This window comes from Altererythrobacter sp. GH1-8 (genome assembly GCF_043702085.1).
Taxonomy (GTDB): domain Bacteria; phylum Pseudomonadota; class Alphaproteobacteria; order Sphingomonadales; family Sphingomonadaceae; genus Erythrobacter.
The window spans coordinates 1,858,415-1,875,015 of the sequence record NZ_CP171690.1 but is presented as its reverse complement, the minus strand read 5'-3'; the positions used below and the strand labels follow the sequence as shown (position 1 = coordinate 1,875,015).

General features: G+C 59.6%; 15 protein-coding genes. 2 read left to right on the top strand and 13 right to left on the bottom strand.

Going from position 1 to position 16,601, the window contains the following annotated elements; all coding sequences use genetic code 11:
- Positions 1-38: 38 nt before the first annotated feature.
- Together ACG9DO_RS09120 and aroB are read left to right on the top strand one after the other, a co-directional pair.
- The gene (locus tag ACG9DO_RS09120; RefSeq protein WP_394727154.1) at positions 39-608 is read left to right on the top strand and encodes a shikimate kinase; all 570 of its coding nucleotides are present in this window, start codon (positions 39-41) and stop codon (positions 606-608) included.
- The gene (aroB, locus tag ACG9DO_RS09115) at positions 599-1,705 is read left to right on the top strand and encodes a 3-dehydroquinate synthase (protein ID WP_394727152.1); all 1,107 of its coding nucleotides are present in this window, start codon (positions 599-601) and stop codon (positions 1,703-1,705) included. The genes ACG9DO_RS09120 and aroB overlap by 10 nt, the downstream gene beginning before the upstream one ends.
- Before the next feature lie 8 nt (positions 1,706-1,713).
- Here the strand turns inward: aroB and ACG9DO_RS09110 are convergent, their stop codons facing one another.
- The 13 genes from ACG9DO_RS09110 to ACG9DO_RS09050 all read right to left on the bottom strand — a co-directional run bounded on the left by ACG9DO_RS09110 (position 1,714) and on the right by ACG9DO_RS09050 (position 16,436).
- A complete protein-coding gene (locus ACG9DO_RS09110; protein WP_394727150.1) occupies positions 1,714-3,750 on the bottom strand; it encodes a biotin carboxylase N-terminal domain-containing protein in 2,037 nt (678 codons plus the stop codon).
- Positions 3,751-3,844: 94 nt separating this feature from the next.
- Positions 3,845-4,294, bottom strand: coding sequence for a hypothetical protein (locus ACG9DO_RS09105; RefSeq protein WP_394727148.1), 450 nt, complete (start codon positions 4,292-4,294; stop codon positions 3,845-3,847).
- A gap of 121 nt (positions 4,295-4,415) precedes the next feature.
- The gene (locus tag ACG9DO_RS09100) at positions 4,416-5,705 is read right to left on the bottom strand and encodes an O-acetylhomoserine aminocarboxypropyltransferase (RefSeq protein WP_394727146.1); all 1,290 of its coding nucleotides are present in this window, start codon (positions 5,703-5,705) and stop codon (positions 4,416-4,418) included.
- The gene (locus tag ACG9DO_RS09095; RefSeq protein WP_394727144.1) at positions 5,702-6,493 is read right to left on the bottom strand and encodes a heme-dependent oxidative N-demethylase family protein; all 792 of its coding nucleotides are present in this window, start codon (positions 6,491-6,493) and stop codon (positions 5,702-5,704) included. The genes ACG9DO_RS09100 and ACG9DO_RS09095 overlap by 4 nt, the downstream gene beginning before the upstream one ends.
- A gap of 535 nt (positions 6,494-7,028) precedes the next feature.
- Positions 7,029-7,292 (bottom strand): hypothetical protein, encoded by a 264-nt coding sequence (locus ACG9DO_RS09090; protein ID WP_394727142.1) that lies wholly within the window; start codon positions 7,290-7,292, stop codon positions 7,029-7,031.
- Positions 7,289-9,538 carry a methylmalonyl-CoA mutase gene (scpA, locus tag ACG9DO_RS09085; protein WP_394727140.1) on the bottom strand — a complete coding sequence of 750 codons (2,250 nt, stop codon included), beginning with the start codon at positions 9,536-9,538 and terminating at the stop codon, positions 7,289-7,291. The genes ACG9DO_RS09090 and scpA overlap by 4 nt, the downstream gene beginning before the upstream one ends.
- A 164-nt stretch (positions 9,539-9,702) precedes the next feature.
- Positions 9,703-10,161 carry a methylmalonyl-CoA epimerase gene (gene mce / locus ACG9DO_RS09080; RefSeq protein WP_394727138.1) on the bottom strand — a complete coding sequence of 153 codons (459 nt, stop codon included), beginning with the start codon at positions 10,159-10,161 and terminating at the stop codon, positions 9,703-9,705.
- 102 nt (positions 10,162-10,263) lie between these two features.
- Positions 10,264-10,560 carry a GIY-YIG nuclease family protein gene (locus ACG9DO_RS09075; RefSeq protein ID WP_394727136.1) on the bottom strand — a complete coding sequence of 99 codons (297 nt, stop codon included), beginning with the start codon at positions 10,558-10,560 and terminating at the stop codon, positions 10,264-10,266.
- A gap of 99 nt (positions 10,561-10,659) precedes the next feature.
- The gene (locus tag ACG9DO_RS09070) at positions 10,660-11,178 is read right to left on the bottom strand and encodes a hypothetical protein (protein WP_394727134.1); all 519 of its coding nucleotides are present in this window, start codon (positions 11,176-11,178) and stop codon (positions 10,660-10,662) included.
- Between the two features lie 9 nt (positions 11,179-11,187).
- Positions 11,188-12,720, bottom strand: coding sequence for an acyl-CoA carboxylase subunit beta (locus tag ACG9DO_RS09065; RefSeq protein WP_394727132.1), 1,533 nt, complete (start codon positions 12,718-12,720; stop codon positions 11,188-11,190).
- A gap of 117 nt (positions 12,721-12,837) precedes the next feature.
- Positions 12,838-13,560: an SDR family oxidoreductase gene (locus ACG9DO_RS09060; protein ID WP_394727130.1), complete on the bottom strand. Its 723-nt coding sequence runs from the start codon at positions 13,558-13,560 to the stop codon at positions 12,838-12,840.
- A gap of 21 nt (positions 13,561-13,581) precedes the next feature.
- Entirely contained in the window at positions 13,582-14,928 is a 1,347-nt protein-coding gene (gene gor / locus ACG9DO_RS09055) for a glutathione-disulfide reductase (RefSeq protein ID WP_394727128.1), read from the bottom strand.
- Between the two features lie 101 nt (positions 14,929-15,029).
- The gene (locus tag ACG9DO_RS09050) at positions 15,030-16,436 is read right to left on the bottom strand and encodes a DEAD/DEAH box helicase (protein ID WP_394727126.1); all 1,407 of its coding nucleotides are present in this window, start codon (positions 16,434-16,436) and stop codon (positions 15,030-15,032) included.
- Between the last annotated feature and the right edge of the window lie 165 nt (positions 16,437-16,601).

Sequence of the window (16,601 nt, the reverse complement as noted above, 5' to 3'; positions counted from 1 at the left end):
ATTGCGCCCGCTCTACCCCATCTCTAGGCAGAACGGCAATGACTGCCGACAACACTTCCCTCAGTTCATCGCAGATCGCTGACATTGCGCGGCGACTGGACCGTCCGTTGGTGCTGGTTGGGCTGATGGGAGTGGGAAAATCGACCGTGGGCAGACGTCTGGCAAGCGCGTTGCAGCGCGATTTTCAGGACGCCGATGATGCCATCGAAGAAGCTGCGCAACGCAGCATTGCAGAAATTTTCGACGAATTTGGAGAGGCTTACTTCCGGGACGGCGAACGCCGCGTCATCGCTCGCCTGGTTGAAGAAGGCACCGGAGTGATCGCAACAGGCGGCGGCGCGTTTGCCGACCCGGAGACCCGCGCCCTGATCCTCGACAAGGCAGTCGCGGTGTGGATCGATGCGGAGCTTGATACGCTGGTGGAGCGTACCGGCCGCCGCAACACCCGTCCGCTGCTGCGCAATGGCGACCCGGCAGAAATCCTCGGCCGCCTGCTGGAACAGCGTCGGCCCTTCTATGCGGAAGCTCAAATCAAGGTTGTATCCAGCGATGGACCGCATATGCGCACAGTGGATGCAATCCTGAAGGAACTCGACTCGTGGCTATGATCCCCGTCGCTCTTGCTGGCCGAGAATATGAGGTGCGGATTGCGCGCGGACTGATTGATCAGATTGGCGAAGAGGCCGGCGCCTTTCTCCGCAAGAAACGCGTGCCCTTGGTCACGGACACCAACGTCGCGGCATTCTGGCGCCGTGCGGTTGAAGATGCGCTTGACGCAAGCGGGCATGAAGCCAGTTGGCATGTGGTCTCACCGGGTGAAGGCGCGAAAAGCTGGCATGGACTTGAGTCGCTCACCGACTGGCTGCTCGCCGAAGGGGTGGAGCGCGGCGATCATGTCATTGCACTTGGCGGCGGAGTGGTCGGTGACCTGACCGGCTTTGCCTGCTCGATCCTCAAGCGCGGCTGCGGCTTCGTGCAGATCCCTACGACCTTGCTCGCGCAGGTCGATTCGAGCGTTGGCGGCAAGACCGCAATCAACACCGGCGCCGGCAAGAACCTGATCGGAGCCTTCCATCAGCCATCTCTCGTGCTGGCTGACCTGTCAGCGCTCGAAACCCTTCCGGCGCGGGAAATGCGCGCAGGGTATGCCGAAGTGCTCAAATACGGTGTGCTGGGCGATGCGGAATTCTTCGCTTGGCTCGAAAGCATGGGGCCACGTGTCCTTGCAAGAGAGCCCGAAGCGCTGGAAATGGCCGTCGCACGCAGTGTCGCCGCCAAGGCACGCATCGTGGCCAAGGACGAGCGCGAGACGACGGGCGCTCGCGCCCTGCTCAATCTCGGCCATACGTTCGGACACGCGCTGGAAGCGGAGACGGGGTTCTCTGACACCCTTCTGCACGGAGAGGCGGTTGCGCTGGGAATGGTGCTGGCAGCGCGATATTCCGCGCGGCGAGGTGAGATTTCCAAAGACGAGGCAGAACGCGTTGCCCGCGCTGTTTCGGGAGGCGGCCTGCCTTCAGAACTGGCTGGCCTCAGCCTCAAATGCGACGGACAGAAACTTGCCAATCACATGCTCCACGACAAGAAGATGGACGCGGGCACTCTGCCGTTCATCCTCTTGCGCGGCATTGGCGATGCCTATCTCGCCAAGGATGTCGAACTAGCCGACATCGCAGCGTTTCTCGATGAGCAATTGCTGGCCTGAACCGGGAACTACTCTAGCTCCAGGATTACCGCATCAACCGCGAGGCTGTCGCCTTCAGCGGCGTTGACCTTCGTCACCACGGTCTGCTTCTCCGCGCGCAGGATGTTCTCCATCTTCATCGCTTCCACGGTCGCAAGCGGCTGACCGGGCTGGACTTCGTCCCCCTCTGCCACATGCAGCTTCACCAGCAGACCGGGCATCGGGCAGATCAGCATCTTGGAGAGATCAGGCGGCTCTTTCTCAATCATGTGCTGGGCCAGATGCGCGATCCGTTGCGGCAGAATGCGCAGCTCGTGGCTGGCCCCGCGGGTGGTGATGACATAGCCGGTGCGCGTCGGCGCAAGCTGGATCGTCAGCGCTTCGCCGTCCAGCTCGACATCGACCATTGTCTCGCCCGGCGTGTACTCAAAGCTGCAATCGACAGCTTCGCCATCGACGAGGATCGAGTCCTCCTCCAGACGAACTTCGTAATGGGTCGCGCTCGCCTCAGTCGAACCGATCCGCACCGCCCAGTCGCCCGGAGCATACATCTCGTCTGCGAGCTGCTGGTCTACACGCCGCGCGCGGTCTGCGTCTGCGGTGGCAATGACGCCGCCAATCGCTGCAAGCCCGCGCTTCAATTCGTCAGAAGCGGCCGCGCCTTCGAACCCTTCCGGGTATTCCTCTGCGATAAAGCCGGTCGTAAGCTCGCCTGAGCGGAAGCGCGGGTGCTGCATGATGGCGCTCAAGAAATCGACATTGTGCCCCAGCCCCTTGATCCGGAAGGCATCGAGCGCCTGGATCTGCAGGTCTGCAGCTTCGTCGCGGGTCTTGCCCCAGGTGATCAGCTTGGCGATCATCGGGTCGTAGAACATGGAGACTTCGCCGCCTTCATAAACGCCGTCATCGACGCGAATGCCATCAACGCCGCGGCGACCATTGGCGCTGCCATCGTCGGTCCAGCCTTCGAGCGGCGGCTTGTATTCGATCAGGCGCCCGGTGGAAGGCAAGAACCCGCGATAGGGGTCTTCGGCATAAACGCGGTTTTCGATCGCCCAACCGTCGATCCCGATATCGTCCTGCGTCATCTCAAGCTTTTCGCCCGCCGCGACGCGGATCATCTGCTCGACCAGGTCAACGCCGGTGATCGCTTCCGTCACCGGATGCTCGACCTGCAGGCGGGTGTTCATTTCGAGGAAGTAGAAGCTCTCGCCAGTCTTGTCCGCGCCGGAAACGATCAGCTCGACGGTGCCAGCGGAATGGTAATTCACCGCTGCGGCCAAAGCGACGCATTGCTCGCCCATCGCTTTGCGCATTTTTGGCGTCACAAACGGCGAAGGCGCTTCCTCGACCACCTTCTGGTGGCGGCGCTGGATCGAGCATTCGCGCTCGTTCAGGTACAAAACCTTGCCGTGCTTGTCCCCGAGTATCTGGATCTCGATGTGGCGCGGGTCTTCAATGAATTTTTCGATAAAGACGCGGTCATCGCCAAAGGAATTGAGCCCTTCGCGCTTCACGCTTTCAAAGCCTTCGCGCACGTCCTTCTCGGAGTAGGCAAGGCGCATGCCCTTGCCCCCGCCGCCAGCGCTGGCCTTCATCATCACCGGATAGCCGATGTCATTGCTGATCTCTACCGCATGGTCGGTATCCTTGATCTCGCCGACAAAGCCGGGGACGACATTGACGCCTGCTTCCTTGGCGAGCTTCTTCGACTCGATCTTGTCGCCCATGGCGGCGATCGCACTCGCAGGCGGGCCGATGAAGGCGATCCCTTCCTTTTCCAGCGCTTCGACAAAACTCGCGCGCTCGGACAGGAAACCATAACCCGGATGCACCGCCTCTGCCCCCGTCTGCTTGCAGGCCTCGATGATCTTATCCGCGATGAGGTAACTTTCCGCCGCAGGTGCCGGGCCAATATGCACAGCCTCGTCCGCCATCTTCACGAAGGGCGCGCGCGCGTCCGCGTCAGAATAGACCGCAACGGTCTGGATACCCATACGCCTGGCGGTCTTGATCACGCGGCAAGCGATTTCGCCGCGATTGGCAATCAGGATCTTGGAAAACAAATCGGGCCTCCGAAAGCTGCGTAAGCTTGCAAGCCTATGCCGCCCTCAGAGGCCCATATCAAGCTATCGATTTTCGCCTGGCGGACAGTTCCAGTCAGCTCTTGGGCGGATGATCGATGTGGCCGATGTGCCGCTGCTCTTCCGCAATCAGCGAATCGAACTCTGCCGTCAGCTCCTTGGCCTTGTCTTCACCACCGACCTGGCGGGCAAATTCGACATCCCATTCATCGGGACCTTGAGCCCGCTGATAGGCCATGCCCTGAATGCCGTCCTTCATCTTGAAGGCCACGATCGAGTTCCATTCGCCTGTGTTCATGTGCAAGTCGATCACGTCATTGCGGCCCAGCGCGGCATCGACCTTCTCGAACATGTCGATGATCTCATGCGCGCGGTCGCCCTTGCCATGTTTCCACTTGATCATGTTGATCCGGTACCAGTCGACTTCAGCGAGTGGGCGGTCGGCTTCCTCGTGATCGTCAGCGAAGGCCGGTACCGCAGGCACCGCAAGTCCAATGGCTGCTGCAGCCAAGATCAGTTTACGCATAGTTGTAGTCCCCCTGTCTTGAGTTACCCTCGCGACCCGGTGCGACCCCATTTGCAATGATTAGGACCTTAGACCTGCAGCGTCATGTTCTCATTGTAAGGAGGCGACATACCAGCGGCGCTCACAATGAAGCGAGCGCCTGCGCCAGATCAGCCTTGATATCATCGATATACTCGATCCCGACAGAAACGCGGACCACATCAGGACCAGCGCCTGCCGAAAGCAGCTCTTCCTCGGACAGCTGGCTGTGCGTTGTCGATGCCGGATGGATGATCAGCGAACGCGTATCACCAATGTTCGCCAAGTGGCTGAACAAATTCACTTTTGAGACGAGCTTTACCCCTGCGTCATATCCGCCCTTGAGGCCAAAGGTGAACACAGCGCCGCCCTTCCCGCCGAGATATTTCTTGGCGAGCGCATTGTACGGATCATCGCTGAGCCCGGCATAGCTGACCCATGCGACTTGCGGCTGCTGTTTCAGCCACTCAGCCAAGGCAAGCGCGTTGGCGCAATGCCGCTCCATCCGCAGATGCAGCGTCTCCATGCCGGTGAGCGCCAGAAATGCGTTCATCGGCGCCATGGCCGGGCCAAGATCGCGTAGGCCGAGGACTCGGCAGCCGATGATGAACGCAATTGGGCCAATCGGCTCCAGCGCATCGACCAGCACCGCCCCGTGATAAGAACCGTTGGGCTGCGTGAGCGATGGGTACTTGTCGCCCTGCGCCTTCCAGTCGAACTTGCCGCTATCGACGATCACGCCGCCAATCGCATTGCCGTGACCGTTCAAGAACTTGGTGGTCGAGTGCACCACGATGTCCGCGCCATGTTCGAACGGACGGCAGAGCGCAGGTGACGCCATGGTGTTATCGACAATCAGCGGAATTCCGCCAGCATGCGCGACATCAGCAATCGCCTGAATGTCGCTGACCACACCGCCAGGGTTCGCAAGGCTTTCGATAAAGACCGCCCGCGTCTTGTCATCCATTGCCGCAGCGACGTTCGCTGGATCATCCGCATCGACAAAGCGCGTTTCCCAACCGAACTTCTTGAACGCTTCGCCCATCTGGTTGAGCGATCCGCCATAGAGCTTCTTCGCCGCCACGATATTGCAGCCGGGCTCCATCAGCGTGTGAAACGCGATCATCTGCGCGGCATGGCCGGAGGCAACACCCAGCGCGCCGACACCGCCTTCAAGCGCGGCGATCTTCTTTTCCAGCGCATCATTGGTCGGGTTCATGATGCGGGTGTAGATGTTCCCGAATTCCTTCAGCGAGAACAGGTTCGCGGCGTGCTCCGCATCGTTGAAGACATAGCTCGCTGTCTGATAGATCGGCGTGATCCGCGCATTGGTGGCCGGATCAGGCTCGCAGCCTGCATGGACGGTGAGGGTTTCCGGGCGGTAATCGGTCATTGGGGATTCCTCTCGTGATAACGTAGCAACGCTTCAGCATAATGGGGCGCGCCGCGCCGGTCACCCTCTCCTGCGACGAGATTTTCAATCGCGCTAGCAAGCATGGCTTGGTTGGCCTGCGACAGCTCGCCATAGGGCGTCACATAAACACCGATGCCGAACAGGATTGCGCCGGTTTCAGGCAGGCGCCGCAAAGTCTGGCGTTCAGAACGCACGAACAGCGTTTCGCCCGCATTATCTGGGGTGACATGGGCGAAGGCTTCGTGCGGCGGCGCATCGGCGAGCCAGCGGCGTTCCCCGGTAGGCGCGATGAACCAGTTGCAGCGGCCATAGATCTGGCCTGCTTTCAGCGTTTCCATAAAACGGTCAACGCCGGTCGCAAGGTGCTCCTCGTACCCGGCAATCGGTGCATGAAGCGCGCGCAGCGGCAGACCGATCTTGTCCTTGGGATGCCAGTCGGAGGGCCAGGCGACCGCCGCGCCGACCAGGCGATACTGGTCATCGCCGGGTGCAAGCGTGAGCAGGCACATGTCTTCGTGATGGGCCTTTGCACATTCCAGAAGCCCGCCCTCGACACCCAGCATCGCGGCGAGTTCTGCCTCCGCTTGGCTCCCTTCTGGTGTCGCTTGAACCCCTTGTGGGAAGGCCGCGAAGGCCGCTTCGCGCGCGGCCAGGTCAGGCTCGGGCTGGAGCCATTCGTCCTCGGAGAGCTTGGCAAGGCCCATCCTGAGCTGCCCACCGCCCCTCGCCTTGGGGAGCAAATCATCGACGGAAAAGCCGAGGGTCATTTCCGCCTACAGTCATGCTGAACTTGTTTCAGCATCCCTCTCTCCTTTGGTGCGCCGGTTAGTTTCACAAGATGGACCCTGAAGCAAATTCAGGGTAACGGGAGGGAATTTCGTCGCGAGTCCAGCCGGCGCGGATTTGAGCGTAAATATCAATTTTTATTCATTCGAGCTCATGCCGGAAAGTACGAGTCCAGATTCTCCTCTGAAAACTCGAGCTCAGGAGCATTCTCAGAAATCCAATCCAATACGCACCGTCGGCTGTCGCTAGTTGCATTTATTAGATCATAGACGAATACGCGAGTTCCGACTCCATCAATGCGGTTCGAGACATTACAATGCTTCGTTTGCTGTCGCAGATTTTCCATCTGCTCATTCGTACCCAGAGCGACACTTTCTATACTGTATAAGACAAATTTACCATCGTCATACAGAGGCTTGCAAACCGCAGGATCACGGACTGGCGCATCTACCTCACAACCCGGTGGATGGTCGTATGGATGACCGGGTTGAGTGAGCAAAAGTAGCGCGAATTCGATCACTCCGCGCCCTCGTCCATAACGCCTCGCTGCTTGCGCTTGAGCGATTTCACCGCCCAGATTGCGCCGATTGAATAGACCACGATGCTGATGAAATTGAGCGCCTGCATCTGCACGCTCGCTTGGTAATGACATTCCACAATAGCCTGGTGGCTTTCCTCGTCCCAGCCCGCGCCAAACCCGCAGGACACCGCGAGATAAAGCTGGATCAGGCCGATCACGCCCCAATACAGCAGGGTCGAGAGGATGGGCCGCTTGGTCATTCGGCTGCCTCGTCCATATCATCATCCGCAGGCGGCATGTTGTGGCCGAGGAGCGTCAGTATATCGGCTGCGCATTCGACCACGTTGGAGCCGGGGCCATAGATACCCTGCACCCCTGCTTCGCGAAGGAAATCATAGTCTTGCGGCGGGATCACCCCGCCAGCGGTCACCTTGATATCAGGCCGTCCGGCTTCGCGCAGGATCGCAATCAGTTCCGGGATCAGCGTCTTGTGACCTGCCGCGAGCGAGCTAGCGCCGACAACATCGACCTGCTTTTGCAAGGCGAGCGCAGCCGCCTCCTTCGGCGTCTGGAACAGCGGGCCTGAGATCACTTCGAAGCCCATGTCGGAGAAGGCGCTCGCGATCACATTCGCGCCGCGATCATGCCCGTCCTGCCCCATCTTGGCGACGAGGATACGCGGTTTGCGTTCGAGCCTGCGCGCAACCGCTTCGACACCGTCAGTGACCTGCTGCCAGCGCCGGTCGAACTCATATGCGGTCTTGTAGACCCCGCTAACGGGCTTGGGCGTTGCGTCATGGCGGCCGAAGACCTCTTCCATCGCGGCAGAGATTTCGCCCAAAGTCGCATCGTGGCGCGCTGCTTCGACCGCGCGGGCGAGCAAGTTTGTCTCGCCCTGTTTCGCGAGCTCTCCCAGTTTGGACGGCGAAAGCGGAATACCGTTCTCGTCCCGGCCCGTCAGCAGCGCCTCATTGACGGCTGTTACATCAGCCGCGGCTGCCTCGCGCAAAGCCGCAAGTGCTGCCTGGCAGGCTTCTTCGTCACGCTCTGCCTTGACCTCAGCAATGCGGGCGATCTGCCCTTCGCGCACCTTGTGGTTGTCAATGTCGAGCGTTTCGATCGGGTCTTCCTTGTCCTTGCGGTACTTGTTGACACCAACAATCACCGTCTCGCCGCGATCGACCTTGGTCTGCTTTTCCGCCGCCGCGCGTTCAATCGCGGCCTTGGGCGCGCCGGTATCGACATAAGCGGTCATGCCGCCCGCTTCGTCGACTTCGGCGATCAGCTTTTCCGCTTCCTCGACGAGCGTCGCAGTGAGCGCTTCGATGTAGTGACTGCCGCCGAGCGGATCGACGACGTTGCAGATGCCGCTTTCCTCCTGCAGCACCAGCTGCGTGTTGCGGGCAATGCGGGCGGAGAAATCCGTCGGCAGCGCGATGGCTTCATCCAGAGCATTGGTGTGGAGCGATTGCGTGCCGCCCAATGTCGCGGCCATCGCTTCCACCGTGGTGCGGATGACGTTGTTGTAGGGGTCCTGCTCCTGCAAGCTCACGCCGCTTGTCTGGCAGTGCGTGCGCAGCATCTTGGAACGCTCCGACTTGGCGCCCAGATCGTCCATTACTCGGTACCAAAGAGTACGCGCGGCGCGCAGTTTGGCGATCTCCATGAAGAAGTTCATGCCGATGCCGAAGAAGAACGAAAGCCGACCTGCAAAGGCATCGATATCGAGTCCCGTCGCCATCGCGCGCTTCACATATTCCTTGCCGTCGGCAATGGTGAAGGCGAGCTCCTGCACCGCCGTCGCGCCAGCCTCGTGCATGTGATAGCCCGAGATCGAAATGCTGTTGAATTTCGGCATATTGGCGCTGGTATATGCGATAATGTCCGAAATGATCCGCATCGAAGGTTCGGGCGGATAGATATAGGTGTTGCGGACCATGAACTCCTTCAGAATGTCGTTCTGGATGGTCCCGTCGAGCTTGTCCTGTGAAACCCCCTGACGTTCCGCTGCGACGATGAAGAAAGCGAGCACAGGGATCACCGCGCCGTTCATCGTCATGGAGACGGACATCTGATCGAGCGGAATCTGGTCGAACAGGATTTCCATGTCCTTGACCGTATCGATCGCAACGCCCGCCTTGCCGACATCGCCGACCACGCGCTTGTGATCGGAATCGTATCCTCGGTGCGTCGCAAGGTCGAACGCGACCGACAGACCCTTTTGCCCGGCAGCGAGGTTGCGGCGGTAGAAGGCGTTCGATTCCTCGGCGGTGGAGAAGCCCGCATATTGGCGAATGGTCCACGGGCGCCCTGCATACATGCTCGCCTTCACCCCGCGCGTGAAGGGCGCGAAACCGGGCAGGCCGGGATCGAAATCCGCATGGTCCTCTGCGGTGTAAAGCGGCTTGATCGCAAAGCCCTCGGGCGTTTGCCATGTCAGGTCGCGGCCCTTCACTTCCTTGTCAGCGAGGGCTTTCCAGTCTTCGGGGGTTGGTTTGTCTGTCATAGTCTTTCCAATCCCTCTCCCCGTTCGGGGAGAGGATACGAAGGCTTGTCAGTCCTGAGCCTGTCGAAGGGCTGACTAGCCGGAGTTGGAGAGGGGTTCCAAGCCTTCATGCGTCGAACACCCCTCTCCCAACCTCTCCCCTCAAGGGGAGAGGAGTTTGTTGATCAATGCCCCTCTTTGGGCGTTTCCAATATCTCAGTCAGTATACCGCCCATATCCTTGGGATGGACGAAGAAAATGGGTGTGCCATGCGCGCCAATGCGGGTCGGGCCGAGGACGCGCTTGCCTTGCGCTTCGAATTCGGCGCGAGCGGCCTCGATATCGGGGACTTCGAAACAGACATGATGCTGCCCGCCTGCCGGGTTCTTGGCGAGGAATGCGCTGACCGCCGTTTCTTCGTTGAGCGGCTGGATCAGTTCCATCTGCGTGCCATCCATTCCCGAGTGGGCCTGCCCTGAGCTTGTCGAATGGGTGGGCGTGTCGACAAATATGATGTGCAAGCCATCCTGCGGGACATCCGCCTCGTGGAAGCTCGTCGCGCCCATGACATCGCGCCAGAAGGCCACCGCTTGGTCCATGTCTGGCACGACCACGCCGATGTGATTGAGTCTACCGAGTTTCATTTCCTTCGTCCTTTATTCGTCATCGCGAGGAGCCGCAGGCGACGCCGCGATCCAGTCAGAGCAGAGCTGGATTGCTTCGCGATGCTCGCAATGACGGTTAATCTATCCATGTGCGTTCTCCGCAAACAAGTCCCGCCATTCCGGGTTTATTCCTTCGATGAGTCTAAGTTTCGCTTTCCGACTTCCTGCCTTGATCTGCTTTTCCCGCAGGATCGCACTTTCCATCGTTTCATGTCGTTCGAACCAGACCAGAGATTTGCAACCATACCGCTTGGTGAACCCGTCAGCTGCACCTTCACGGTGCTGCCATGTCCTTTGCGGTAAGTCCGATGTTACGCCTGTATACAGTGCCCCGTTCCGTTTGTTGGCCATGATGTAGACATAAGGCTGTTTCGTCATTGCGATCCCGGCCTCGAGCCGGGGGACGCAATCCAGGTCGCACTGATTCTGGATTGCCGCGGCGACTGCGTCGCCTCGCAATGACGGCTGTGATTGAGTCTACCGAGTTTCATTTTGCCTCAACTCGCTCGTTGCTTTCTCGAAAAGCTTTTGGCGACGTTCTAGAGGTCCGCTCAACATTATGTTGTCTACGTCACAGCCAAATCCATCATGCTTACCGGAATTTGCATCCTGTCTCATGGCATCAAGCAACTTGATGTAGGCACCCTTTTTTGCCTCACTCAACCCAACATCTTGAATGCGATACAAATCACTCAACGCACTAATTACTTTAGGAGATCCATAGACCATGAGTCTCGCATGGGCATTGTCGAAGCGTTCCTTTAGGAACATAATCAAGTTCAATTCACTCTGGTCGAGCGTTTCATTGGCAAAAAACCTCGCAAGCAATGCGCTAGTATCCCAGCGTTCAGACACCGCCCAAATCTCGATGAAGTTCGCATAGGATTCCAGACGCCGACTCTTCCTATCTTTTTCGTCCTCTCGCCACCTAGCGAGAAACCAACCGATCAATAGAGTGACAACCGCAATTCCAGCGCCAATCAACTGCTCATTCAAATCATTCTCCTACAACGGAATGTTGTCATGCTTCTTCCACGGGTTTTCGAGCTGCTTGGTGCGCAGCTTGCGCAGGCCCAAGGCAACCCGTTTCCGGGTCGAGTGCGGGTAGATAACCTCGTCGATATAGCCGCGCTGCGCCGCCACGAAGGGGTTGGCGAAGCGGTCTTCGTATTCCTTCGTCTTCTCGGCGATCTTGTCCGGATCGTCGCGATCCTGCCGGAAGATGATCTCCACCGCGCCTTTCGCGCCCATCACTGCGATCTCCGCCGTCGGCCAGGCGTAGTTGAGGTCCCCGCGCAGGTGCTTTGACGCCATCACGTCATACGCCCCGCCATAGGCCTTGCGGGTGATCACGGTGATCTTGGGCACGGTCGCCTCAGCATAGGCGAACAGCAGCTTCGCACCGTGCTTGATGATGCCGCCCAGCTCCTGCGCGGTGCCGGGCAGGAAGCCGGGCACATCGACGAAGGTGAGGATCGGAATCTCGAACGCATCGCAGAAGCGCACAAAACGCGCGGCTTTCTTCGAGCTGTTGATGTCGAGCACGCCGGCCAGCACCATCGGCTGGTTCGCGACCACGCCCACCGTGCGCCCTTCGATCCGACCAAAGCCGCAGATGATGTTCGCCGCATGGGCGGGCTGGATTTCGAAGAAATCGCCTTCATCCAGCACTTTGCGGATAACCTCGTGCATGTCGTAAGGCTGGTTCGCATTGTCCGGGATCAGCGTGTCGAGGCTGTCTTCCTGCCGGTCCCACGGATCGCTGGTCGGACGCTCTGGCACGGCCTCACGGTTCGAAAGCGGCAGGTAATCGAAGAAAGCGCGCGTCGCCATCAGCGCTTCGATATCATTCTCGAACGCAATGTCCGCGACACTGGTCTTGGTGGTGTGCGTCACTGCCCCGCCCAGCTCTTCCTGCGTCACTTCCTCGTTCGTCACGGTCTTGACCACTTCCGGGCCCGTCACGAACATGTAGGAGCTGTCCTTCACCATGAAGATGAAGTCCGTCATCGCTGGTGAATAGACTGCCCCGCCAGCGCAAGGCCCCATGATCAGGCTGATCTGCGGTACGACGCCCGATGCGAGGACGTTCTGCTGAAACACCTCGGCATAGCCGCCAAGCGAAGCCACGCCTTCCTGGATACGCGCGCCGCCGCTGTCGTTGAGGCCGATCACCGGCGCGCCGACCTTCATCGCGGTTTCCATCACCTTGCAGATCTTCTCTGCATGGCGTTTCGAGAGGCTGCCGCCGAACACCGTGAAATCCTGGCTGAAAACATAGACGAGGCGGCCGTTGATCGTGCCTGAGCCGGTAACAACGCCATCGCCCGGAATCTTCTGGTCCTGCATGCCGAAGTCGACGCAGTCATGCTCAACATAGGCATCAAGCTCTTCAAAGCTGCCTTCGTCGAGCAGCACGTCCAGCCGCTCGCGCGCGGTCAGCTTGCCCTTGGCATGCTGCGCATCGATCCGCTTTTGCCCCCCGCCCAGCTTGGCGGCGGCGCGGCGGCGTTCCATTTCAGCGATATTTGCGGACATCTGTCCCCCTGCGTTCTTTGAAATCGTATGCAGGATGCGCCTAGCCAGCGAATTGCCGCAGCGTCAATGTCACAAAAGTGAGAGGTTGGCGAAAAGCGCGACCTATCCGGTTGGTGATCAGAAGCGCAGCGTGATGTTTTTCGCGAGCGAGGGAGAGATCGATTCCGCGATCCGCAGCGCCTTGGTCATGCCGATATTGGCTTCATCCCGGCACTTCTCGATCGCGACGAGGATCTGCCGCGCGCATTCTTCTGCGGGCATTTTCTTCATCGGATTGCCGTCATTCATCTGCGTGTCGACGACCGGAGGCAAAGCCTCGATCACCTGGATATTGGTGTCCTTGAGCTGCTCACGCAGGCCGAGCGTATAAAACCGCAAGGCGGACTTGGTCGCGCAATAGACCGGCGTGCGGGCGGCAGGCGCAATCGCAAGGCCTGAGGTGACATTGACGATAGTCGCTTTTGGGCGCGCCTTCAGATGCTCCATCAGGCCAGCGGTCAACCGGATCGGCGCGTTGAGATTGGCATAGATGCAATCGTCCGCTGCATCGGGATCAGGCGCGGCTTTGCGAAAGTCATGATCGACCAGCTGGCCCGCATTGTTGATGAGGATATCGAGCGGACGCTGGCCCCATTCCGCGATCAACGCGTCAACGCCGGTCGCATTGGAGAGGTCGGCTGCAATCGCCTCAAAACCTTCTTCCCGCATCGCAGCCAGCCGCTCAGGATTGCGCCCGGTTATGACGACTTCAGCGCCCTTCGCCCGCAACTGCAGCGCAAGTTCCTTGCCAATCCCGGCGCTGCCGCCAGTGAGTAGGATAGTTTTGCCATCAAGTTTCATGCCGCTCTCCCCGCGAACCGATTACTTCATCAGGACGAGTTCTTCCGCCATGGTCGGATGGATGGCAGTCGTAGCGTCAAAATCAGCCTTGGTGAGCCCGGCTTTCACGGCAATCGCTGCGGCCTGCATCATCTCTGCGGCTTCCGGCGCGATCATGTGAATGCCCACGATCCGGTCATTGGCCGCATCGCACACCATCTTGAACAGGCTGCGCTCGTTCCGCCCGGCGAGTACGTTCTTCATCGGGCGGAAGTCGGATTGATAGATCTTGACCGAGCCGAGCCGGTTGCGCGCCTCGCCCTCCGTCATGCCAACCGCTGCGATCGGCGGGTGGCTGAACACAGCGCTTGGAATGCAAGAGTGATCGACTGTGCGCGGATTGTTGCCAAAGACGCTGTCTGCAAAGGCGTGGCCCTCGCGGATCGCAACCGGCGTGAGCTGAACCCGGTCGGTCACATCGCCGACGGCATAGATGTAATCCACATTGGTCTTCGAGAATTCATCGACCAGGATTTCACCGTTCTTGCCGGTTTCGACGCCCACAGTCTCAAGCCCGAGCCCTTCAATGTTCGGAACGCGTCCTGTCGCGAACATGACCTGGTCGACGACCTGCGGCTCTTCGCCGGAAAGCTTCACCAGAAGCTTCCCATCGTCCTGCTTCTCGATGCTTTCAAAGACCGTGTTGAACTTGAAGTCGATGCCTTTCATCAGGCTGATCTGAAGCAAGCGGTCGCGCAGTGCTTCGTCATAGCTGCGCAGGAGCTGGTCGCCGCGATTGACGAGGCACACCTTGCTGCCGAATTCGTTGAAGATCCCGGCAAACTCGTTCGCGATATAGCCGCCGCCAGCGATGATGATCTTCTCCGGCAGTTCCTCCAAGTGAAACGCCTCGTTTGACGTGATCGCATGTTCTGCGCCGGGAAAGTCGAGCCGGTGAGGACGAGCGCCGGTCGCGACGAGAACGTACTTCGCGGTGACAACCTTGCCGCTGGCCAGCGTGATTTCATGTTCGCCTGTGATTTCGGCGCGCTCGTTGAAAACGGCCACATCATGATTTGAGAGTGTCTCACCGTAGAGACCTTCAAGCCGATCGACATCAGCCTGTACGACGTCGCGCAAGGCCTTCCAATCAAAGCTCTTGCCTTCAATCGTCCAGCCAAACCGCTTGGCGTCCTCGATATCTTCGGCGAAATGCGCGCCATAGACGAGCATCTTCTTCGGCACGCAGCCTCGGATGACGCAGGTCCCGCCGACCCGGTATTCCTCTGCGACAGCGACCCTTGCGCCATGTCCAGCAGCGATGCGGCTTGCGCGCACACCGCCAGAACCGGCGCCTATCGTGAAGAGGTCAAAGTCGTATTCGGCCATGCGCGCTGTCTCCTGTTGCCTGCGCGATATGGCGAGCGGAAGCCGCAAGGGCAACCGCTCACGCACACTTCAGGAGGCATTCGCAGGTATCAGCGTAAAGGTTATCTCGCCGCGCGGCGACGACGGTTGCCTCCACCAGGACGACCACTGGAACGGTCGCCTGGCTGGCCCGCAGCTGAACTGCCTGCCCTTGCACCTTGCGGCTTGCCCTTTCGGCCAGGGTGCTTGCGCTTAGGCGGGGCCTTGCGCAATTCGCCTTCGCCTTGCGGGCGAGGACCGCCAGCCGGACGCGGCTTCACACGCTGGCGCGGTTTGGGAGGCTCACGCTTGGTTGGGCCAACGCCTTCGACCACCGCACGGAAGTTCTCCGGCAATGCGAGCCGTTCGAATTCAGCATCGGTGTTCTTGCGAATATCCTTGAGATAAGCCCGCTCGTCTTCGGCGCAGAACGCAATCGCAATCCCGTCCTTGCCGGCTCGCGCGGTGCGCCCGATCCGGTGCACATATTGCTCCGGCACGTTGGGCAGCTCGAAATTGATGACATGGCTGACGCCGGGAATATCGATTCCGCGTGCGGCAACGTCGGTCGCGACGAGGATTGGTGTGCGCGCCGACTTGAATTCCGAAAGGGCGCGCTCGCGCTGCGGCTGGCTCTTGTTGCCGTGGATCGCATTGGCAGGAACGCCCATCTGCGAGAGCTTCTTAACGATCCGATCCGCGCCGTGCTTGGTGCGGGTAAAGATCAGCACCCGCTCGAACTTGCCAGGCACCTGATGGCGCTCGGACAGGATCAATTCGAGCAGCGCCTGCTTCTCGTCCGCCTGAACCATGAACAGGTACTGGTCAACGCGCTCTGCCGTAGTTGCCGCGGGCGTGACGGAGACTTGCACCGGGTTGTTGCAATAGCCGCTGACCAGCTCCTTGATCGCCTTGGGCATGGTCGCGCTGAAGAACAGCGTCTGGCGCTCTTTGGGAACCAGATCGTTGATCCGGCGCAGGGCATGAATAAAGCCCAGGTCGAGCATCTGGTCCGCTTCATCGAGCACCAGCACTTCAACTCCGGAGAGATTGAATGCCTTCTGATCGATCAGATCGAGCAGGCGGCCCGGTGTTGCCACCAGAATATCGGTGCCGCGGTGCAGTTTGTTGCGGTCCTTGTTGACGCTGGTGCCGCCAACAATCGATTGCACTTTGAGCCCAGCAAGTGCGCCATAGTCCTTGGCGGACATGGCAATCTGAGCTGCCAGTTCTCGGGTCGGCGCAAGCACCAGCATGCGACATGACTTGAACGGAATGCGGTTGTCGCTCTCGCGCAGACGGTCGATGCTCGGCAGCATGAAAGCTGCGGTCTTGCCGGTGCCGGTCTGAGCGATGCCCAGCAGGTCGCGGCCTTCCAGCACGGGCGGAATGGCCTGCGCCTGGATTGGCGTCGGCTCGGTGTAACCCTTCATATCAAGGGCCTGAAGAACGGGCTGCGAAAGCCCGAGCTTGTCAAATGTAATTGTCATGTAAAGTATTGAACTCGCAATATTTGCGAAGGCGCGCAGCCTCAATAGGCGCGCGCTCGCGGTGGTTTTGAACCGCCCGCGTGAATAGGGAAGTCTCTTGAAATAATCCGAGGCGCGGCCGGGGCGGGTGTTGTTGTTATTCCGCCGCTTCACGCTGGCTAGCGC